18 protein-coding genes, 1 pseudogene and 1 riboswitch are annotated in these 21122 nt (G+C 70.0%); of the genes and pseudogenes, 10 read left to right on the forward strand and 9 right to left on the reverse strand.

The features are described 5' to 3' along the window. Positions 1-435, forward strand: a pseudogene (locus G3I56_RS37430) (2-oxoacid:ferredoxin oxidoreductase subunit beta); the annotation flags it as partial. Between the two features lie 26 nt (positions 436-461). Here G3I56_RS37430 and G3I56_RS37435 read toward each other — a convergent pair. Next, positions 462-818, reverse strand: coding sequence for a helix-turn-helix domain-containing protein (locus G3I56_RS37435; RefSeq protein WP_203691584.1), 357 nt, complete (start codon positions 816-818; stop codon positions 462-464). A 222-nt stretch (positions 819-1040) separates the two neighbouring features. On the opposite strand from G3I56_RS37435, the gene G3I56_RS37440 reads away from it, so the two are divergent. The 6 genes from G3I56_RS37440 to G3I56_RS37465 all read left to right on the forward strand — a co-directional run bounded on the left by G3I56_RS37440 (position 1041) and on the right by G3I56_RS37465 (position 6884). Next, on the forward strand, positions 1041-1892 hold the full coding sequence (locus G3I56_RS37440; RefSeq protein ID WP_164417050.1) for an NAD(P)H-binding protein: 852 nt from the start codon (positions 1041-1043) through the stop codon (positions 1890-1892). Between the two features lie 168 nt (positions 1893-2060). After that, complete coding sequence (gene rarD / locus G3I56_RS37445) at positions 2061-3029, forward strand: EamA family transporter RarD (RefSeq protein WP_164417052.1); 969 nt, start codon at positions 2061-2063, stop codon at positions 3027-3029. A gap of 62 nt (positions 3030-3091) precedes the next feature. Next, on the forward strand, positions 3092-3595 hold the full coding sequence (locus G3I56_RS37450) for a VOC family protein (protein ID WP_164417054.1): 504 nt from the start codon (positions 3092-3094) through the stop codon (positions 3593-3595). Between the two features lie 163 nt (positions 3596-3758). Further along, complete coding sequence (locus tag G3I56_RS37455; RefSeq protein WP_164417056.1) at positions 3759-4733, forward strand: M28 family metallopeptidase; 975 nt, start codon at positions 3759-3761, stop codon at positions 4731-4733. A gap of 178 nt (positions 4734-4911) precedes the next feature. Then, complete coding sequence (locus tag G3I56_RS37460; RefSeq protein WP_164417058.1) at positions 4912-6138, forward strand: amidase; 1227 nt, start codon at positions 4912-4914, stop codon at positions 6136-6138. Between the two features lie 179 nt (positions 6139-6317). After that, positions 6318-6884: an NAD(P)H-dependent oxidoreductase gene (locus G3I56_RS37465; RefSeq protein WP_164417060.1), complete on the forward strand. Its 567-nt coding sequence runs from the start codon at positions 6318-6320 to the stop codon at positions 6882-6884. Here G3I56_RS37465 and G3I56_RS37470 read toward each other — a convergent pair. The 4 genes from G3I56_RS37470 to G3I56_RS37485 form a co-directional block, all read right to left on the reverse strand. Further along, on the reverse strand, positions 6874-7785 hold the full coding sequence (locus tag G3I56_RS37470) for an ABC transporter permease (protein WP_164417062.1): 912 nt from the start codon (positions 7783-7785) through the stop codon (positions 6874-6876). The two genes, G3I56_RS37465 and G3I56_RS37470, sit on opposite strands and share 11 nt — an antisense overlap. Continuing rightward, positions 7772-8764 carry an ABC transporter ATP-binding protein gene (locus tag G3I56_RS37475; RefSeq protein WP_164417064.1) on the reverse strand — a complete coding sequence of 331 codons (993 nt, stop codon included), beginning with the start codon at positions 8762-8764 and terminating at the stop codon, positions 7772-7774. The genes G3I56_RS37470 and G3I56_RS37475 overlap by 14 nt, the downstream gene beginning before the upstream one ends. A gap of 46 nt (positions 8765-8810) precedes the next feature. Further along, positions 8811-10145: an outer membrane lipoprotein carrier protein LolA gene (locus G3I56_RS37480; RefSeq protein ID WP_164417067.1), complete on the reverse strand. Its 1335-nt coding sequence runs from the start codon at positions 10143-10145 to the stop codon at positions 8811-8813. Positions 10146-10477: 332 nt separating this feature from the next. Continuing rightward, positions 10478-11488: a polyprenyl synthetase family protein gene (locus tag G3I56_RS37485; protein ID WP_164417069.1), complete on the reverse strand. Its 1011-nt coding sequence runs from the start codon at positions 11486-11488 to the stop codon at positions 10478-10480. A gap of 561 nt (positions 11489-12049) precedes the next feature. Then, positions 12050-12216: riboswitch (cyclic di-AMP (ydaO/yuaA leader) on the forward strand. A gap of 3 nt (positions 12217-12219) precedes the next feature. On the opposite strand from G3I56_RS37485, the gene G3I56_RS37490 reads away from it, so the two are divergent. Next, the gene (locus G3I56_RS37490; RefSeq protein WP_164417071.1) at positions 12220-12711 is read left to right on the forward strand and encodes a transglycosylase SLT domain-containing protein; all 492 of its coding nucleotides are present in this window, start codon (positions 12220-12222) and stop codon (positions 12709-12711) included. A 32-nt stretch (positions 12712-12743) separates the two neighbouring features. Here the strand turns inward: G3I56_RS37490 and G3I56_RS37495 are convergent, their stop codons facing one another. The 3 genes from G3I56_RS37495 to G3I56_RS37505 form a co-directional block, all read right to left on the reverse strand. Continuing rightward, positions 12744-13565 carry an HAD family hydrolase gene (locus G3I56_RS37495; RefSeq protein WP_164417073.1) on the reverse strand — a complete coding sequence of 274 codons (822 nt, stop codon included), beginning with the start codon at positions 13563-13565 and terminating at the stop codon, positions 12744-12746. A 283-nt stretch (positions 13566-13848) separates the two neighbouring features. Continuing rightward, positions 13849-15207: an FAD-dependent oxidoreductase gene (locus tag G3I56_RS37500; protein ID WP_164417074.1), complete on the reverse strand. Its 1359-nt coding sequence runs from the start codon at positions 15205-15207 to the stop codon at positions 13849-13851. A 59-nt stretch (positions 15208-15266) separates the two neighbouring features. Continuing rightward, entirely contained in the window at positions 15267-16499 is a 1233-nt protein-coding gene (locus tag G3I56_RS37505; protein ID WP_164417076.1) for an ATP-grasp domain-containing protein, read from the reverse strand. A gap of 229 nt (positions 16500-16728) precedes the next feature. Between G3I56_RS37505 and fahA the strand changes: the two genes are divergently transcribed. Then, entirely contained in the window at positions 16729-17943 is a 1215-nt protein-coding gene (gene fahA / locus G3I56_RS37510) for a fumarylacetoacetase (protein ID WP_164417078.1), read from the forward strand. 121 nt (positions 17944-18064) lie between these two features. Here the strand turns inward: fahA and recQ are convergent, their stop codons facing one another. Next, the gene (gene recQ / locus G3I56_RS37515; protein ID WP_164417169.1) at positions 18065-20107 is read right to left on the reverse strand and encodes a DNA helicase RecQ; all 2043 of its coding nucleotides are present in this window, start codon (positions 20105-20107) and stop codon (positions 18065-18067) included. Between the two features lie 312 nt (positions 20108-20419). Here recQ and G3I56_RS37520 point away from each other — a divergent pair, with 312 nt between their 5' ends. Then, entirely contained in the window at positions 20420-21061 is a 642-nt protein-coding gene (locus G3I56_RS37520) for a hypothetical protein (protein WP_164417080.1), read from the forward strand. Positions 21062-21122: the final 61 nt, after the last annotated feature.

Genomic DNA, 21122 nt, shown 5'->3' on the forward strand with positions numbered 1-21122 from the left:
GTCGAGATCTACCAGAACTGCAACATCTTCAACGACGGCGCCTTCGAAGTCCTCAAAGACCGCCAACAGGCCGAGGAAGCCGTGATCCGCCTCGAACACGGACAACCCATCCGCTTCGGAGCCGACCGCGCCAAAGGCGTCGTACGGGACCCGGCCACCGGCGACCTGAAAGTCGTCGCCGTCACCCCCGACAACGAGAACGACGTGCTCGTCCACGACACACACACCACGTCCCCGACCAATGCCTTCGCACTCTCCCGCCTCGCCGACCCCGACACCCTGCACCACACACCCATCGGCGTCTTGCGCTCCGTCGACCGACCCGTCTACGACACACAGATGGCCGAACAACTCGACACCGCGATCGTCCAGAACGGCAAAGGCGACCTCAGCGCCCTCCTCGCCGGCGGCGACACCTGGACCGTCGTCGGATAGACGGACCGGACAGGCGGTACGAGTGGCTACTGGGCCCGGGTCGTCCTTTCGGCCCGGGCCTCGTCGTAGGTCCGGCGGGCCTCGTCCACGTCCGGCATGCGCTCCGCCGTCCAGGCGGCCAGTGCCTTGACCTGGGCGGCGGCCTCGCGACCGAGGTCGGTGAGCGAGTAGTCGACGCGGGGCGGGATGACCGGCTTCGCGTCCCGGTGGACCAGGCCGTCGCGCTCCAGCGTCTGGAGGGTCTGCGTCAGCATCTTCTCGCTGACCCTGCCGATGGCCCGGCGCAGCTCGCTGAAGCGGTACGGGCGCTCCAGCAGCTCCATGAGGACGAGCACACCCCACCGGCTGGTGACGTGCTCCAGGACCAGGCGGTGCGGACACATGCCCTCTGCGTCGACCGTCTCGTACTTGCCCGCACCCTGCTTGGCGATGACTTCGGTCTCGCCGCCTGTTGACGTACTCACTGCTTCACTCGCCGCTTTACTCGTTTTACTCGTTGCCCCACTTACTTCCATGTAAGTACCTTACTTGAAAGTGGGTACTTTCCTGAAGTTAGCGCTTCCCCTAGGGTTAGTGCCAGCCCGCACCCCACAAGGAGATACGCAATGAGCATCGTCGTCACCGGAGCCACCGGCCACCTCGGTCGTCACGTAGTCGAGCAGCTGCTGGAGAAGGTTCCGGCCGACCAGATCACCGCCGTCGTGCGCGACGCGGACAAGGCCTCCGGCTTCGCGGCCCGCGGTGTGAAGATCGCGGTCGCCAACTACAACGAGCCCGAGACCTTCGACGGTGTCATAGCCGCCGGTGACAAGGTGCTGCTCATCTCCGGCAACGAGTTCGACAAGGGCCGCGTCGGCCAGCACAAGATCGTCCTCGACGCCGCCAAGGCCGCGGGCGCCGCGCTGCTCGCGTACACCAGCGCCCCGGGCACCCTGACGGCCGCGCTCGCCGACGACCACAAGGGCACCGAGGCGGCGATCCTCGAGTCCGGCATCACCTACTCGCTGCTGCGCAACGGCTGGTACAACGAGAACTACACCGAGCAGCTCGCCGTCGCCCTCGAGCACGGTGTCACCCAGGCCGCCGGCGAGGGCCGGGTCGCCTCCGCCGCGCGCGCCGACTACGCCGCCGCCGCTGTCGCGGTGCTGACCGGCGAGGGCCACGAGAACTCGACGTACGAGCTCAGCGGCGACACCAACTGGAGCTTCGCCGAGTACGCGGCCGAGGTGTCCAAGCAGTCCGGCAAGGACGTCGCCTACAACGCCGTCTCCGTCGAGGTCCTCATCGGCATCCTGACCGGCGTCGGCCTGCCCGAGGGCCTCGCCACGATCCTCGCCGGCGTGGACGCGTCCATCGCGCAGGGCGAGCTGGCCGGTACCCCGGGCGATCTGTCCCGCCTGACCGGCCGCCCGACCACGCCGATCGCCGAGTCGATCGCCGCCGCGCTCAAGGCCTGACCCCCGATACCCCTCAGGGGCGCGTACTCCCCCGTGGCGCCCCTGAGGATGCCCGCCCCCGACTGTCATGACCGTATGCCGATACGAACATGACAGCCGGGGGCGCTCGGCGTTACCGTCGTGAACGCACGTCCATATGTTCATGTGCTGGTACGAGGGGAGACGCCGGTGGCCGGCAAGCCGACGAGCGAGCGGCGCACAGGTCTGCTGAACGGCTTCGCGGCGTACGGGATGTGGGGCATCGTCCCGCTCTTCTGGCCGCTGCTGAAGCCGTCCGGGGCGGTCGAGATCCTGGCCCACCGGATGGTGTGGTCCCTCGCCGTCGTCGGCATCGCCCTGCTGGCGCTGCGCCGCTGGGCCTGGGCGGGCGAGTTGCTGCGGCAACCGCGCCGACTGGCGCTGATCACGGTCGCGGCAGCGCTCATCACGGTCAACTGGGGCGTCTACATCTGGGCGGTGAACACCGGACACGTGGTCGAGGCCTCCCTCGGCTACTTCATCAACCCGCTCGTCACCATCGCCATGGGCGTGCTCCTGCTGAAGGAACGGCTGCGGCCAGTGCAGTGGACGGCGGTCGGCGTCTGTCTGGCCGCCGTGCTCGTCCTGACGATCGGATACGGCCGGCCGCCCTGGATCTCCCTCTGCCTGGCCTTCTCCTTCGCCACGTACGGCCTGCTGAAGAAGAAGGTCAACATGGGCGGGGTGGAGTCGCTGGCCGCCGAGACCGCGGTTCTGTTCCTGCCCGCGCTGGCATATCTGCTCTGGCTGGGCGGCCGGGGCGAGGCGACCTTCGGCGCGCACGGCGCCGGGCACACGGCCCTGCTCGCGGCGACCGGCATCGTGACCGCGCTCCCGCTGGTCTGCTTCGGCGCGGCGGCGATACGGGTGCCGCTGTCGACGCTGGGCCTGCTCCAGTACCTGGCCCCGGTCTTCCAGTTCCTCCTGGGCATCTTCTACTTCCACGAGGCCATGCCGCCGGAGCGCTGGGCAGGGTTCGCGCTGGTGTGGCTGGCCCTGGCCCTGCTGACGTGGGACGCGCTGCGGGCGGCCCGGCGGGGAGCGCGGGCACTCAGGACGGCCGCCGACCCGGTCCTCGTACCGCCGGTGATGGAGGCCGCGCAGGACGTACGCCACTGACAGCGGGCGCGCAGCGGTGTACAGCAAGGCACTGTCAGTGCGACGCGTTATAAGTGGTCTTCATGACACAGACGCCCGCCCAAGACGCCCCGACCCCCGTCCCCGTCCCCGTCCCCGTCCCCGTCCATTGGAAGCTGGTCATCGACTGCGCGGATCCGCACGCGCAGGCCGACTTCTGGGCCGCCGCGCTCGCGTACACGGTCGAGGACCACAGCGCGCTGGTCGACCGCCTGCTGGGCCTCGGGGCCGTACCGGCCGAGCTGACCGTCGAGTCGCACGGACGCCGCGCCTGGCGGGACCTGGCCGCCGTACGGCATCCCGGTGACCCGTACCAGGAGGAGAGCGGGACCGGGCTCGGGCGGCGGCTGCTCTTCCAGCGCGTACCGGAGCCGAAGACAGGCAAGAACCGGCTCCACCTCGATCTGCACCCGGGGCCGGACCGGCGCGCGGCCGAGGTCGAGCGGCTGACGGGGCTGGGGGCGAGTGTGCTGCGGGCGGTGCGGGAGGCGGGCGGCGAGTGGGTGGTGATGACCGACCCGGAGGGGAACGAATACTGCGTGCACTAGGCACTTACTGGATGCACACGCCACTGGTCATGTCCATGTTCGTCCGGTATGCGAACTGCCTGTCCATATAGCGCTCTTGACGAACCGTTAGCCAGAGCTTCACCATCCAGGCACCTATCCACTGTGGAATCCCTGCGATTCCCAAGGAATTCGGAGCCCCCACATGAAGCTCTCGGTTCCCGGACGCGCCGCAGCCACCGCTGTGGCCGTCACCGTGCTCGCCTCCACCGCGCTCCTCACCACGGGCACGGCAGCCGGCGCGGCCCCTGCCCCCGACTCCGCGCCGGCCGTCACGCTCGCCGCCGCTCCCGACCTGCCCCTGGCCAACGTCAAGGCGCACCTGACCCAGTTGCAGTCCATAGCCACCGCCAACGGCGGCAACCGGGCGCACGGCAGAACCGGCTACCGTGCCTCGCTCGACTACGTGAAGGCCAAGCTGGACGCGGCCGGATTCACCACGACCATCCAGCAGTTCACCGCGTCCAGCCGTACCGGCTACAACCTGATCGCCGACTGGCCCGGCGGCGACACCAACCAGGTGATCATGGCGGGCTCGCACCTCGACAGCGTGACCGCCGGCGCCGGCATCAACGACAACGGCAGTGGCTCGGCCGCCGTCCTGGAGATCGCGCTCGCCGTCTCCCGCGCCCAGTACCAGCCCACAAAGCATCTGAGATTCGGCTGGTGGGGAGCGGAGGAGCTGGGCATGGTGGGGTCCAAGTACTACGTCAACAACCTCTCCTCCACGAACCGTTCACGCATCAAGGGCTATCTGAACTTCGACATGATCGGCTCGCCGAACCCCGGCTACTTCGTCTACGACGACGACCCGACCATCGAGCAGACCTTCAAGGACTACTACGCCGGCATCGGCGTGGCGACCGAGATCGAGACCGAGGGCGACGGCCGCTCCGACCACGCGCCCTTCAAGAACGTGGGCGTCCCTGTCGGCGGTCTGTTCAGCGGCGCCGACTACATCAAGACGGCCGCGCAGGCGACCAAGTGGGGCGGTACGTCGGGCCTGGCGTTCGACCGTTGCTACCACTCGTCCTGCGACACCACGGCCAACATCAACGACACCGCCCTCGACCGCAACAGCGACGCCGCCGCGTACGCCGTGTGGAAGCTGTCGGAGTAACCACGCGCACACCTGCCACAGGCACCGCGAGCACCACAGGTTCCACAGGTTCCACAGGGGACGGTCAACCGGTCGGCACGTCGGCCGAGTTGGCCGTCCCCGCCGCCTGCCACGGCTTCGGCTTCGGCTTCGGCTTCGGCTTCGGCTTCGGCTTCGGCCTGGAACAGGAGAATGCGGCATGACGGATCTCCTGATCTCGGAAATCGCCGCCGCCGTACGGGCACGGGAGGTGATGGCCGTCGATGTCGTCACGGCCGCGCTCGCGCGGATCGCCGTCGTGGAACCGGAGTTGTGCGCGTTCACGGAGGTGTGGGGCGAGGCGGCGGTACGGCGGGCGCGCGAGGTCGACGAACAGGTCGCCGCGGGTGTGCGGTTGCCGCTCGCGGGCGTTCCGTTCGCGGTGAAGGGGCGGTACGGGGAGCGCGCGGCGGACGCGGTACGGCTGACCGCCGCCGGATGTGTGGCGTTGGGCGCCACGTCCGTACCGGCGCCCGGGTCTGGAACTCCCTGGCAGACATGGGGACTTGGGTCCGGCGGACGGACGGTCAACCCGTGGCGGGCGGACCGGGTGCCGGGCGGTTCGTCGGCCGGGGCCGCGGCGGCGGTGGCAACGGGCCTGGTACCGCTGGCGACCGGCGCGGACGGGGCCGGGTCCGTCCGTATCCCGGCCGCCTGGTGCGGGGTGTTCGGCCTCAAGTCGACGAACGGGCGCCTGCCGCATCCCGACCGGACGGGGCTGAGCACGGCCGGGGCCGTCGCCCGGCGGGCTGCGGACCTGCGCGCGTACTGGCAGTGCGTGGCCGGAGGTGACGGGCGCGCGGTGGATACGGCAGGCGGCACGCCGAGCGGCGGCGACCAGGAGGACGCGCGACGCCCCCTCACCGCCGTCTGGTCCGACTCCCTCGGTTTCGCCCGCACCGATCCCGGGCCCGCCCTCGTCGCGCACGGCGCCGCGCTGCGGCTCGACGGTGCCGGGGTCGTACGGCTGCTGCCGCCGGGCGATGCCCCCGTGCGCCTCGACGACCCGGGGCCGGCCTGGCTGGCGCTGCGGGCGCCGGAGACGCGCGACGGTTCACCCGGCGACACGGCGGCGGCGTACCGGCTGCGCACAGTCAACGACCGGCGACTGGCGGACCTGTTCAGCCGGGCCGACCTGCTGCTGACCCCCACCACGCCGAACCCGCCGCACGGCCACGAGGGCCCGCGTGACCGGTACTCGACCGCGCTCACCTGGGCGTTCAACCTCAGCGGGCACCCGGCGGCGAGCATCCCCGCAGGCTTCGGCCCGGACGGCTGCCCGGTCGGACTCCAGGTGGTGGCCCGCCACGGTGAGGAGGAGACGCTGCTCCGGGTCATGGCAGAGGCGGAGGAACGGGCGGGACTACGGGCACCCCTGGCACGGTAGCGAGGGCTGACCGGGGGGGTGGCCGGGGAGGGCCGAGCAAGGAGAGCGGCCAAGGAGGAGTGGCCAGGAGGAGTGGCCAGATATTAATGCACGCGCATATACTGTGCACGCATGTAAAACTCGCGCGCACACAATCCCTACGCGCACCCGCCGTACGCCGACCACACAGGGGGCCGACCATGAGCCGCAGCTTTCTCTTCCTGCTGGGCAGCAGCCGCAGCGACGGCAACACCGAGGCGCTCGCCCGCAGGGCCGCCGAACAGCTGCCCGCCGATGTCGAGCAGCGTTGGCTGAGTCTCACCGAGCACCCGCTGCCCGACTTCGAGGACCTGCGCCACGACACGGACCACGTCCGGCCCAGCGGGGACAACGCGGCTCTCCTGCTCGACGCCACGCTCGCGGCCACGGACATCGTGATCGCCTCGCCGCTGTACTGGTACTCGGTGTCCGCCTCCGTGAAGCGCTACCTCGACCACTGGTCGGGCTGGCTGCGCACGCCCGGCCTGGACTTCAAGGACACCCTCGCCGGGCGCACCCTGTGGGGTGTCACCGTCCTCGCGGCCACGGAGCAGGCGTACGCCGACCCGCTGGTCGGTACGCTCAGCAACTCGGCCGCCTACATGGAGATGCGGTTCGGCGGGGTGCTGCTCGGCAACGGGAGCAAGCCCGGTGACGTACTGAACGACACCGACGCGCTCACCCGCGCGAAGACGTTCTTCGACGCGGGTCCGGGGTTCAGGCAGTGATGTCCTTCGTCGTGAAGCGGGCCCAGGCCGCCGAGCCGAACACCACCGCGTACAGGGCCTGGATGCCGAGGTTCTTCACCAGGTCGTCCCAGTAGACCGGTTCGCGCATCAGGTCGGCGAAGGACAGCCAGTAGTGGGAGAAGAAGTACGGCTGGAGCGCGTGCAGTTGGGGAATCTGGTCGAGGATCTGGACGGTGATGAGCAGACCGACCGTCGTCGCCATCGCGGCGATGCCGCTGCTCGTCAGGGTGGAGATGAACAGGCCGAGCGCCGCCACGCCGATCAGTGACGCGGCGACGACCAGCGCGATCAGCAGCGCCCGCCCGAGGCCCTCCGTGAAGCTGATGCTCGTACCGGAGATCGTCATCAGGTCGCCGAGCGGGAAGAGGAACGCGCCGACGGTGAGTGCCGATATCGCCACCACCAGGGTCGCCACCAGGCAGAACGTCAGCGTGGTCGCGTACTTGGTGAGGAGCAGGCGGGTGCGGCCGGCCGGGGCGACCAGCAGATAGCGGAGCGTGCCCGCGCTCGACTCGCCGGCGATCGCGTCGCCCGCGATGACGCCGATGGCCATCGGGAGGAAGAAGGGGAGGGTCGCGGCCAGCGCCGTGAACACCAGGAACAGACCGTTGTTGCTGATCTGCGAGATGAACGCGGGGCCGCCTCCGGCGGGGCCGGCCGAGGAACCGTCGTCTGTCTCGATCTTGACCGCTATGCCGACGAGGATCGGTACCGCCGCCAGTACGCCGAGCAGTGCGAGGGTGCGCCAGCGACGGAAGGTGGTGAGAAGTTCGTTGCGGAAGAGCGTGCCGAGGAAGGTCGTTCGGTGGCTGACGGTTGGTTGTGGCTTGTCGCGCAGTTCCCCGCGCCCCTTGGGGGCGCTCGTCTCAGCCTGCGACATCGAAGCCCTCCCCCGTCAGCGCCACGAACGCGTCCTCCAGGGAAGCCCGTTCGACGCCGAAGCCCCGGACGCGGACGCCCGCGCCGACCAACGCGGCATTCAGATCGGCCAGTTCGCGGTCGCCGTCCGGCACCTCGCCGGTCACCCGGTCGCGGTCCTCGGTCACGACCACGTCGCCGACACCTTGTTCCTTGAGCACGCGGGCCGCGTCCGCCGGGTCGGGCGTCGTCACGACCAGCCGGCCGCGGGCTCCGGCGGCCAACTCGGCGACCGGGCCCTGGGTGATCAGCCGTCCCTGCGCCATCACGGCGGCGTGCGTACAGACCTGCTCGATCTCGTCGAGGAGGTGGGAGGAGAGGAAGACGGTCGTGCCGTCCAATGCCAACTCCCGGACCAGGGAACGGATTTCGCGCATCCCCTGTGGATCGAGCCCGTTGGTCGGCTCATCGAGGACGAGCAGTCGGCGGGGCTGGAGCAGAGCCGCCGCGAGGCCGAGCCGTTGTTTCATGCCCAGCGAGTACGCCTTCGCCTTCTTGCCGGCGGCGGCCGTCAGGCCCACCCGGTCCAGCGCCGTCGCGACGCGTGTGCGCCGGGTGCGCGGATCGGCGGTCGGGTCGGCGGCGTCGTACCGTGCGAGGTTGTCGCGGCCCGAGAGGAAGCCGTACAGCGCGGGGCCCTCGATGAGCGCGCCGACGTGGGGCAGGACGGCGCGGGTGGCGCGGGGCATCGGCCGCCCCAGCACCCGCGCCGTGCCCGACGTCGGCTCGATCAGGCCCATCAGCATGCGGATGGTCGTCGTCTTGCCGGAGCCGTTGGGCCCGAGGAAGCCGAAGACGCTGCCCGCCGGGACGGTCAGGTCGAGAGCGTCGACGGCGAGCTGTCCGCCGCGGTAGCGCTTGGTGAGGGCCCGGGTGACGATGACCGCGTCGTCGTCATCCCGGTCCACCTTCTGCGGCTCCGCGGCGGACGGTTCCTCCATGGGCTCCCTCAATCGTCATGCGTGTACGACGGTTCCCTTACGGGAGTTACTTGGCTGCGTCGGCCGCCTTGACCAGGGCGTCCTTCGTGACGGCGCCGACGTAGAGCTTGCCGTCGTCCGTCATCAGGGCGTTGATCAGGCGGGTCTTGAAGACCGTGCCGGAACCGAATTCGCCGGAGACCTTGTCGCCGAAGGAGTCCAGGAACCCGCCGAACGCACCGGCGTCGGACGAGCTGTCGGCCGACGGCAGACCGCCGCCCTCGGTCCCCGAGTCGAACGTGGCGATGGAGTTCCAGCCCTCGCCGATGACCTTGACGCCGTCGTCGGCGCTGTCACCCTCGGCGCCCTTCGCCCACCCGTGGCCATCGGGTCCCTCGAAGTCGTCCTCGAACTCCTTGCCGAAGTCCTTGTCGGGCACCTTGCCGGGCTCCTCCTCGGCCTGGCCCGCGCCCTCCTCGGTGACCTTCGTACCCTTCGGCGGGGTGAAGTCGAAGGTCGAGGCGGCGGGCTTGCCGAAGTCGACGTCGACGAAACCGGCGTCCACGACGGCGGCACCGCCGCTCGCCGGGGTGAGCGTGAACTTCAGGGGCGTCCCGGTCTTCGAGTCGACCGCGATACTGATCGCCCCGACCGTGGATCCGGCCGCCTTCGGCTTGATGACCAGCTTGTACGCGTCCCGGCCGGCGACCTGGGCGGTGCCGTCGACGGTCACGGAGGTCGTGTCGTCGACCGCCTTCAGGGCCTCCTCGGCGAGCTGGCCGGGCGTGGCGGTCGTGTCGTCGCCGGGCAGGATCCGGTCCTTGCCCTTGTCCCCGCCCTTGTCCTTGCCGCTCTCGGACGCGGGGGCCGTCGCGTGGTACGCCTCGTTCGACGCACTGTCGTACGCCCACACCTCGTCGCCGTTGTGGATGACGCTGTACTCGGCGGCCTTCTCCAGCAGCGACAGCTTCTGCTTGTCGGGGCCGTCGAGCGCGACCCGCACCGTGTGCGTGCCGGTGGCCAGCTCCAGGAGCTTGGCGCTCGGATCGGCGGCCGACCCCGAGTCGCCGGAGCTCCCGCCGAGTCCGCCGGACAGGAGTCCGCTCTCCAGACCGCCGAGGTCGGGCAGTCCCAGATCCGTGCTGATCTTCACTGTGCCGGACAGTTGCTGTACGTCCGACGCTGCGATCTTCTCGATGAGTTCCTGCGCGCTGATCTTCGGCAGATCGGGGTCACCGGAGCCGGCGAACGCCGGTACCAGCCCGATCGTCGCGACCGTCAGACCGATCACCACAGCCGGGGCGGCGTACCGCGCGGCCTTGCGGCGCCGGGACGGCATGTCCTCGGCCTGGATCTCGGCCTCGATCCGGTTCCCGGCCTTGGCCTCTTCGTACGGTGCCATGTGTGCCTTACCTCCGTCGTCGGCGGCGGCTGTCAGTCCCACACCTGTCCACCCTGAGCCGCCATTCTCACCCGAACCGGTGAGGAGTGGTGGTTTCCATCTCACCAAATCGGCGCGGGGGAATCGTCAGACCTTGGGCTCAACTCCGTGTACTGCTACGGGATGACATGCGGAGCCGAAACCTCCCCCGACCCGTAGGGGTCACCTCCGGCACCATTCAGCCCGTCCGGCGTTTGAGGACGAGCGCGTTCAGCGCGAAAGGGGGGTCTGGGGGCGCAGCCCCCAGGGAGGGGACGGGTCGGGACGGGTAAGGGCGGCCGGGGCGAAACCCCTCACCCCGCCCGATGCACCACCGCATCGCACATCTCCCGCAACGCGGCCTTCGCATCGCACTCCACCAACGGCGCCAGCGCGGCCCGCGCCTCCTCCGCGTACCGCACGGTGTCCCGCCGGGCCTGCTCCAACGCCGGATGCGCCCGCAGCCGGGCCAGCGCCTCCGCGTGCCGGGCGTCGTCACTCAGGTCGGAGTCCAGCAACTCGCACAACGCGACATCCTCGGCCAGCCCCAGCCGTGCCACTCGCTCCCGCAGCCGCAGCACGGGCATCGTGGGAATGCCCTCCCGCAGATCAGTGCCCGGCGTCTTCCCCGACTCGTGCGAGTCGGACGCGATGTCGAGCACGTCGTCGGCGAGCTGGAAGGCGACTCCGAGCCGCTCCCCGTACTGGGTGAGCACGTCCACGACACTGTCGTCGGCCCCGGACATCATCGCCCCGAACCGGCAGGCCACGGCCACCAGCGAACCGGTCTTGCCACCGAGCACGTCCAGATAGTGCTCGACGGGATCCCGGCCGTCCGAAGGCCCCGCCGTCTCCAGGATCTGCCCGGTCACCAGCCGTTCGAACGCCTCGGCCTGCACCCGGACCGCCTCGGGCCCGAGGTCGGCGAGGATGTGCGAGGCGCGCGCGAACAGGAAGTCACCGGTGAGGACCGCGACGGAGTTCCCCCAGCGCGTGTTGGCGCTGGGCACCCCGCGCCGCACCTCGGCCTCGTCCATGACATCGTCGTGATACAGCGTCGCGAGGTGGGTCAGCTCCACCACCACCGCGGACGGCACGATCCCCGGCGCATGCCGGTCCCCGAACTGCGCGGCGAGCATCACGAGCAGTGGCCGGAACCGCTTCCCGCCGGCCCGTACGAGATGCTGCGCGGCCTCCGTGATGAAGGGGACCTCGCTCTTGGTGGCTTCGAGCAACCCTTCCTCGACAGCCGCCAATCCGGCCTGGACATCGGCTTCGAGAGCCTGGTCCCGCACGCTCAGCCCGAACGGCCCGACGACGGTCACGAGGGATCTCCTGTCTGCTGGTGTCTACTGGCGGTCACACGGTGTGTCGATAGATCGCTGCCATCACTCAAGTCAGCGTATCCGGTCACGTTTCGATCACCGCGAGCGCCCGCCCGTCCAGGCCAGGCGGTATCGGATCACGGCCGGAATGTTTTTGATCAGCCCAAAGCATGGACATTTATAAACATCCCGACCCGCCCGACGGGCTCGGACGCGCATACATCACCTCACCTCAGCAACGGACACAAGCGCGCAAGCAGCACCAAACACCCCAAAACCTCCGCCCACTACGTCTGGGTCACCACTACCCCCACTCCGTGATTCGAGTCACGCCCACAAGCCACCCCCTCCATCCCCACCTTTCAAACTCCCCATTCGCAAAAGGCAAGTTACCCCCCACCCACCTTTTACCTATTGCCCGTTTTATCCCCAATGGGCGTTCTAAATGAGCAAGTCCTGCATTTCTGCCCCTTGTTCCATCCGTGTGCTCTCGCATACGTTTCGCGCCACGCCGGGCGGACCGCCGAATCCTGCCACCGCCCGCAGAGCAGAAAACCCACCCACCCACACATGACTCACGCAGGCAGGAGCGGGGGACCCAGGTAGGCCGCCGGTCCGGACATTCGCGCCGGAGCGGCTAGGGGTGAAGCCGTACGCCGACAGCGCGCACGGCCGGGCATCTCCCGCCCGAACCCGACAGCTCACCTCGCAGGCGCCGGAGAGGACCCACCATGCCCGTACGAGCCCGGCACCACCGCGCGAGAACCCCTCGCCGCCCGCTCGCACTCACACGCACACTCGCCATCACCACAACGGCCGCCGCAGCCTTGGCGATCCCCTTCCTGACCGCGACGACGGCATCAGCCGCCCCGTCCGTCACGTCATCGACGACGACGTACTACGCGAACAACCTGGACGGCTGGATCCGCGAGTCGCTCGACATCATGGCGCAGAACGGAATCCCCGGAACGTACGACGGCATCTACCGCAACGTCATACGCGAGTCGTCCGGCAACCCGTACGCCATCAACAACTGGGACTCGAACGCGGCAGCCGGCACCCCCTCCAAGGGCCTCCTCCAGGTCATCGACCCCACCTTCGCCGCGTACCACGTCGCCGGCACCTCGTACGACCCCTACGACCCGATCGCGAACATCACCGCGGCCTGCAACTACGCGGCGGCGCGCTACGGATCGATCGACAACGTGTTCGGGGCCTACTAGGCGGACCAGGGTCGGTATGCGGCCCAGGCCTCCTACCGGCCCGACCCGCCCCCGAACAGCCGCTCCAGCACCACCGCGATCCCGTCGTCCTCGTTCGAGAGGGTGACCTCGTCGGCCACGGCCCTGAGTTCGGGATGGGCGTTGGCCATGGCGACTCCGTGGGCCGCCCAGTCGAACATCGGGATGTCGTTGGGCATGTCGCCGAAGGCGATGGTGGCGGACGCGGTCAGTCCGAGATACTCGGCGGCCAGCGCGAGCCCCGTCGCCTTGGTGATCCCGCATGGCTGGAGTTCGACGGTGCCCGGCCCCGACATGGTGACCGTCGCGAGGGAACCGACCGCTCCGCGCGCCGCCGACGCCAACTCGTCGTCGGACAGGGACGGGTGGCGCAGCAGTACCTTGCTGATGGGCGCGGTCCACAAGTCGTCCCGGTGCGGCACCCGTACGGCGGGCAGCGTCGGGTGCGGCATCAGATACCCGGGTTCGATGAGCGTGAGCCCGTCGACACCGTCCTGGTCGACGGCGGCATACACCTGCCCGACCTCGGCCTCGATCTTGCCGAGCGCGGTCTCCGCCAGCTCCTGGTCCAGGGTCACCGACCAGAGCAGACGGTCCGCGCCGGCGTCGTACACCTGCGCTCCCTGCCCGCACACCGCGAGCCCCCCGGCGCCGAGGTCGTCGAGCAGCGGCCGGACTCTCGGAGCCGGCCGCCCTGTCACGACCAGATGCCGGGCGCCCGCGGCCGTGGCGCGCGCCAGCGCGGCCCGCGACCGGTCGGAGAGCGTGTCGTCGGCACGCAGGAGCGTTCCGTCCAGGTCCGTGGCGATCAGTGCGTATGCGGTGGGAGCGGCCATGATCCAGAGAATACGGATCGTTCGACCCATCGGTCTCCGTCCGAACCGGACGACGTTCGCTCTCTCGGCAGCAACAGCCCCGGCACCTACGCCAGTTCCTGCCACAGGCGCTGGTGCAGGGGCTGGTGCAGGGGCTGGTGCGGGGACTGGTGCAGGACGACACGAGCGGCCCGACGACACGGTGCGGCGAGCCCTTGGTTCACAAGATCGAGCGCGGTACACGTTGACCGACCAGGCGGACCAGGCGGCCAGAACCGTGCCCCACCTCCACCCCACCCGCGCCCTACCCGTGCGCCGCCGCCAGATGCCCCGCCAACCGCGGTGACGCGAACTCCGTACCGCACACGAACCGCATCACCGGCCCGTACGAAGCGGCCGCCGGCAACCCCGTGAAGTACAACCCGGGTACCGAGGACACATACCCGGTACCGAGCCTCGGCGTCCCCCGGCTCACCGCCAGCTCGGTACGCAGCTCATGCCCGAGGAAGTCCATCGCGGCGATGTCGACGCGGTAGCCGGTCGCGGCTATGACATGGTCGGCCGACAACTCCCGTGTACGGCCGCCCAGTTCCCGCACGGTCAACACCGGCCGCCCGCCGACGAAGCCCACCCCGCTCCCCGAGCCGTTCGCCTCCGCCGCACCGCCGGCGCCCTTCGCACCCTTCACGCCCTGCGCCTGGGCCGCCCTCGGAGCCGCCATATCCCCTGCAGCCCCCGTAACCCCCGCCCGGACTATCCGCGCGACCTCACTCACCTGCACCTTCCCCTCGAACCGGTCGCGCAGCCACCACGCCCCGAGCGGTCCGAGGACCCGGCGGACCAGGTAGTGGCGGGCCCGGGCCGGGAGGTAGCGGTAGGGGTGCGGGTAGTAGGTGAGGGCCCAGAGCGACCACGCGTTGCCGAACGGCGACTCGGGCCGCAGCCTGGGCTGCCGCCACGGGGGCGCGCCGAAGGCGACGCGACCGCTCCCCCGCGACACCACCCTTACCTGTGCCCCCGCCTCCGCCGCCAGCGCCGCCGTCTCCAGCGCGGACTGGCCCGCGCCTACGACGATCAGCTCTCTGCCCGCGAACCGGCTCAGGTCGTGGTGCTGCGAACTGTGGGACACCGGTCCCGTGGGCGAGGGCCCGTCCGGCGCGGCGTCGGCCAGCTCCGGGGGCAGATGCGCGAGCCCGGACAGGCCTGTCGCCACCACGACCGCCCGCGCGGAGAACAACTCGCCTGATTCCAGCTTGAGTTCGAAGCCACCACCGCTGCCGGGACTGCTCGCGCCATGGCTGTCGGTGCCCTTGTGTCGCCGGTCCACGGACACCACCCGCACCCGCTCCAGCTCGGGCACCAGCCGCTGCTGGAACCACTCGCCGTACGCGATGAAGGTCTCCACCGGGATGATGTCCTCGTCCGTGACCAGCCGGGGCACCCCCGCCGCGTCGCAGTAGTCCGCCAGGGTGTGACCACGTTGCGGGGCATCGATGCTGGAGGCCGCAGGCGTCGACTTCAGGAGCATCCCGGCGGGCATGTGGTCCCGCCAGCTCACCATGGGCTCGCCGAACACTCTCACCGGAATGCCCCGGGCCCGCAGATGCGCGGCGGTGGACAGGCCGAACGGTCCCGCGCCGATAACCGCTACCGGATGATTCACGAAGTCCCTCCCCAGGACGCTGCTTCGCCACTTCGTGCTGCTCTGTTGTTTCCCTGTCGTCAGCCACCGCCACGACGGCTGGTCCGCCACAGCTGATACAGATGCTTCGCGCCCGGCCGCACGAAGCGGGCGAGCATCGTGACGAACGGCAGCGGGTCGTCACCCGCGAGCCAGGCCAGTTCCGTCCCGCTCGCCCGGGTCGGCGCGTGCGGCGTCGTGTAGCCGCTGCGCCGATAGGCGAGGAGGGCGGGCAGGTCGATGTTCTCCACGATGTACCGGTGCCCGGCGCGCTGTTCCCCCTCCGGAACGGTGCGCCCGGTCAGATCGAGATGCATGGCCCGGACGACGTCCACGCCCGACTCGCTCTCGAAGAGCCGGAACTGGGCGCCCATCCGCGGGTTGAAGTCGAGGAGCTTGTACTGTCCGTCGCGCCGGTCGAAGCGCAGGTCGAGGTCGATGATTCCGGTGAAGCCGATCTGTTTGATGAAACGCTCGGCGATGTCCGCGAGTTCCGGATTGTCGACGACGTATGCATTTGCCGTCATTCCTGCGTGCGGCGGCCAGGAACGGACCTTCACGCCCGTGAACAACGCCCGCGGGTTCGAGTCCGCGTCGAAGTAGGCGTGCACGATCCAGTCCTCGGCCTCCTCCCGGGGCAGGTACTCCTGAAGGATCACGCCGGGACACTCACCCCAGTCGCGCGCCAGGGACAGCAGCGCGTCCCGACTCCCGATGCGGGTAGTGCCGTTGACAGCGGGCCGGGCGCGCCGAACGAACGCCTCCCGGTTCTTGGCCACCACCGGGAACCGTGCCGTCCGCGCGAACCGCTCGATGTCGTCGTACGACCGCGGAAAGGAGGCTGCCGGAGTCGGTATGCCGTGCTCCACGCACAACTCGTGCAGCCCCTGTTTGCTGGCGAGCCGGCGCGGCAGTCCCGCTTCCACGCGCGGGAAGAGAAACGCGTCGCCGAGTTCCTTCTGACGCTCGGCGATCAGTACGGCCGCCTCCTCGTCCGTGGGAACGAGGACCGCGGGGCGCCCGATCCGCTTCCCGATCCGCAGCAACCCCTCGACGAGCCGCTCCGGTTCCTCGGTTCCGGTGGTCGGCCAGACGAACGCGCGCCGCAGATAGCGTGACGAGGCCGCAGGCGTGTAAGGGTCCTCGGTGATCGCGTACATCGGAACGCCCAGCCGCCCCAGGCTGCGAATCGCCCCGACGCCTCCGTGGTGCAGTGGATAGTCACCGAACTTCACGATCAGCGCCGGCACTGCATGGTCGGCCGAAAACGGCACACTGCTGTTCCTGGCCACGGGTCCCCCCACGTGTCCCCCCTACGGACCGGCCCCACCCCGTCCATGTCCCCCAAAGGACGCTAAGCCGGAATCACAGGCTCCGGACAAGGCTTATCCGGACATTACGAACTCTTTAGACACTGGGGACACTGCCCTGAGCCCGCAACTCACCCGTAACCTGTGGCGCGACCACTTGAGCACACGGCACACGAGAGCGAGGCAGCACCCCATGCCCCCCTTCGATGTCCCCGAGGGCGACCCCTTCGGCCCGCACAACCTCCCTTACGGTGTGTTCTCCCCGGCCGGCTCCACGGACCGCCGGGTCGGCGTCCGTCTCGGCGACCATGTCCTGGACGCGGGCGCGGCAGCCGCCGCACTCGGCTCCCCCTACGTCTCCGTACTGGCCCGCCCGACCCTCAACCCCCTTCTCGCCGCGGGCCGCACCACCTGGTCCGACATCCGCCGCGCTCTCACGGCCTGGGTCACGGTGCCGTCCCACCAGGACGCCGTCGCCCCCCTCCTGCACCCCCTCTCGTCGGTGACGCTGCACCTTCCCTTCGAGGTCGCGGACTACGTCGACTTCTACGCCTCCGAGAACCACGCCCGGAACGTCGGCCAGATCTTCCGCCCCGACGCCGCGGACTCCCTGACCCCCAACTGGAAGCATCTGCCGATCGGTTACCACGGCCGCTCGGGCACGGTCGTGGTGTCCGGCACGGAGGTCGTACGCCCGTCGGGCCAGCGCAAGGCCCCCACCGACCCGGCCCCGCTCTTCGGCCCGTCGGTCCGCCTGGACATCGAGGCGGAGGTCGGCTTCGTGGTGGGGACACCGTCGTCCATGGGCAGCCCCGTGGCACTGTCAGCGTTCCGGGACCACGTCTTCGGCCTCTGCCTCCTGAACGACTGGTCCGCCCGCGACATCCAGGCCTGGGAGTACGTCCCGCTGGGCCCGTTTCTCGGCAAGTCCTTCGCCACGTCCGTCTCGGCGTGGATCACACCGCTGGACGCCCTGGAGGATGCCCGTATCGCCCCGCCTGCCCGCACCCACCCTCTGCTTCCCTACCTCGACGACGCCGAGGAGGAGCCCGGCGGCTACGACCTGCGTATCTCCGTCGCCGTGAACGGCCACACCATCTCCGAGCCCCCCTTCTCCACCATGTACTGGACGGCCGCACAGCAACTCGCCCACATGACCGTCAACGGTGCCTCCCTGCGCACCGGCGACCTCTACGGCTCGGGCACGGTCAGCGGCCCCACCGAACGAGAACGCGGCTCCCTCCTCGAACTCACCTGGAACGGCACCGCCCCCCTCGACCTCCCCACCGGCAAGCGCACCTTCCTGGAGGACGGCGACCAGGTCACCCTGACCGCCTGGGCCCCGGGTCCGAACGGCACCCGCGTAGGCCTGGGCGAGGTGACGGGCCACATCACTCCGCCGAGCTGAGCGAACGCCGTGGCAGCAGGGAGCAGTGGGCGGGGCAGGCGATCCGGCACCGGGAGAGGGAAACGGGCGCGCCTTCGGCCCCGCCCCGCGCACTCCCCCGATAACCAGCCCCCTCCACCCTCTACATCCAGTCCTCCGGCTCGGGCTCCATGTCCATCTCGGGCCAGTCGTCGGGCCCCGCCCGGTCCGGTGCCGGCCCGGATCTCGCGCCCTCGCCCGCGCTGCCCGTGGAGCCGGGCGCGGTCCCCGCCCCGGACGCCGGCGCCCCGCCCAGCGCCGCGAGCGCCTTCAGCACACCCTCCCCGTAGGTGGCGAGCTTCTTCTCGCCCACCCCGCTGATTCCGCCCAGCTCAGCGACCGACTCGGGCCAGACACTGACGATCTCCCTGAGCGTGGCATCGTGGAAGATGACGTACGCCGGAACCCCCTGCTCACGGGCCTGTTCACCACGCCAGGTCCGCAGTGCCTCGAACGCCGGCTGCAGCTCCGCGGACAGCTCGGCCGCCGCTGCCGCTGCCTTCGCCTTCCGCTCGCCCCGGCCGCCGGCCGACCGCGCGGTCGCCGCCTTCTTCGGTTCCTTCCGCAAGGGCACGTCCCGCTCGCGCCGCAGCACCGACCCGCTCTCCTCGGTCAGCACCAGCGTCCCGTACTCCCCCTCGACCGCGAGGAGTCCCTGCGCCAGCATCTGCCGTACGACGCCGCGCCATTCGCCCTCGGCCAGTTCCTCGCCGATGCCGAACACGGAGAGCTGGTCGTGGTCGAACTGGATCACCTTGGCGGTCCGCCGACCCAGCAGAATGTCCACGATCTGCACCGCGCCGAACTTCTGCCGCCGCTCACGCTCCAGCCGCCACACCGTCGACAGCACCTTCTGCGCGGCGACCGTGCCGTCCCATGTCTCCGGTGGCACCAGGCACGTGTCGCAGTTGCCGCAACCACCCGGCTCCGGGTCCTGCCCGAAGTAGGCCAGCAGCTGACTGCGTCGGCACTGCACCGTCTCGCACAGGGCCAGCATCGCGTCCAGGTGGGCGGCGGACCTGCGCCGGTGCGCCTCGTCGCCGTCCCCGCCCTGGATCAGTTTCCGTTGCTGTATGACGTCGTTCAGTCCGTACGCCATCCAGGCGGTGGACGGCAGTCCGTCGCGTCCCGCGCGGCCCGTCTCCTGGTAGTAGCCCTCGACGGACTTGGGCAGGTCGTAGTGGGCGACGAACCGGACATCGGGTTTGTCGATGCCCATGCCGAAGGCGATGGTCGCCACGACGACGAGACCGTCCTCCCGCAGGAAGCGTGACTGGTGAGCCGCACGCGTGCCCGCGTCCAGTCCCGCGTGGTACGGCACCGCCCGCACGCCGTTGGCGGACAGGAACTCCGCCGTGCGCTCCACGGAGTTCCGCGAGAGGCAGTAGACGATGCCGGCGTCGCCCGCGTGCTCCTCCTTCAGGAAGGACAGCAGCTGCTTCTTGGGGTCGGCCTTGGGAACGATCCGGTACTGGATGTTGGGCCGGTCGAAACTCGCCACGAAGTGACGGGCGTCCGGCATGCCCAGCCGCTGGGTGATCTCCTGGTGCGTGGCGTGCGTGGCCGTCGCCGTGAGCGCGATCCGCGGGACGTCCGGCCAGCGCTCGCCCAGCAACGACAGCGCCAGGTAGTCGGGCCGGAAGTCGTGCCCCCACGACGAGACGCAGTGTGCCTCGTCGATGGCGAAAACAGCGATCTTCCCGCGTGAGAGCAGGTCCAGTGACGACTCCAGACGCAGCCGCTCCGGAGCCAGGTACAGGAGGTCCAGCTCTCCGGCCAGGAACTCGGCCTCCACGACCCGCCGCTCGTCGAAGTCCTGCGTGGAGTTCATGAACCCGGCCCGCACACCGAGCGCCCGCAGTGCGTCCACCTGGTCCTGCATCAGCGCGATGAGCGGCGAGACGACGATCCCCGTACCCGGTCTGACCAGGGACGGAATCTGGTAGCAGAGCGACTTGCCGCCACCGGTCGGCATCAGGACGACGGCGTCGCCGCCCGCCACCACATGCTCGATGACGGCTGCCTGCTCGCCGCGGAAGGAGTCGTACCCGAAGACCCGGTGCAGCGTGGCCAGCGCCTCGCTGCCCTCCGCCCCGACCGCTCCCGGACCCTCTCCGGCTTCCGTCATCACACCCGACCCGCCCATCACGCTCATCGCGCTCATCGTCGTGTCCCCCGTACGTCGCGCCTCGACCACTGCGTCCACCATAGGGGCCCGCACCGACAGCCCCGGAGTTATCCACAGGCAGCCCTGCCGCACCCCTGTCCCGTTGCACCGGGCCTCTCCCCCGGGCCGGGGTGTTCAGCCCATCGGGCCCCTTCGCGTGGCGCCTCCGAAGGCCCCGGGACATGCTGCTCGGGCGGGACAAGGGGAGGCCCGCCGAACGGACCGGCGCCCCGTGTGCGCCTCTCGGACCGGCGCCCTCCCGTGCGCCTCTCCCGCTCAAGGAGTGCCCACATGCCCCGCCGCCAGCTCAAGGTCGCCGTCGCCCTCGCCACGGCCGCCGCATCCCTCTCCCTGGCCGTCGCCCCCGCGCACTCCGCGCCGGTCGACCCCGCCGACCCCACGGTCTGGACCGAGTCGGCAAAGACGCTCGAAGGCACCGCGAAGTACCAGTACGCCCCGTCCGCGGTCGCGGACGGCTACAAGCCCGTCTTCTGCGGAGCCCACCCGACACTGGGTGGGATGGGCTTCCACTACATCAACGAGAAGCTCTACGGTTCACTCGATCCAGCGAAGCCGGCCGCTCTGCTGTACGAGGACAGGGCCAACGAGGACTGGATGGACGAGGCGTCCGACGCGAGCTGGGTCGACGGCCTCGACACGCCGGACGGGGGCACTCCGCCTGTCGGCACCCCGAGCGCCGACGCCGACTCGCGCAGGCTCGTCGCCGCGGAGTGGATCGTGGTGGACAAGGACCAGGATCTGGCGACCGACGACGACCGGCCCAGCATGTTCGGTGTCCCCTTCGACGGTCCGATGCTCGGCCACGCGCCCGGCATGCCGATCCACTACGACCTGCACGCCTGGGTCTGGAAGAACAACCCCAGCGGCACGTTCGCCCGCTGGAATCCCACGGTGACGTGCCCGACGCCATGAACACGCGCAGGGCCCCGGTCCCACAAGGAGACCGGGGCCCTGCGCAATCCGCGAAACCGCT

Source organism: Streptomyces sp. SID12488 (assembly GCF_010548275.1).
GTDB lineage: Bacteria > Actinomycetota > Actinomycetes > Streptomycetales > Streptomycetaceae > Streptomyces.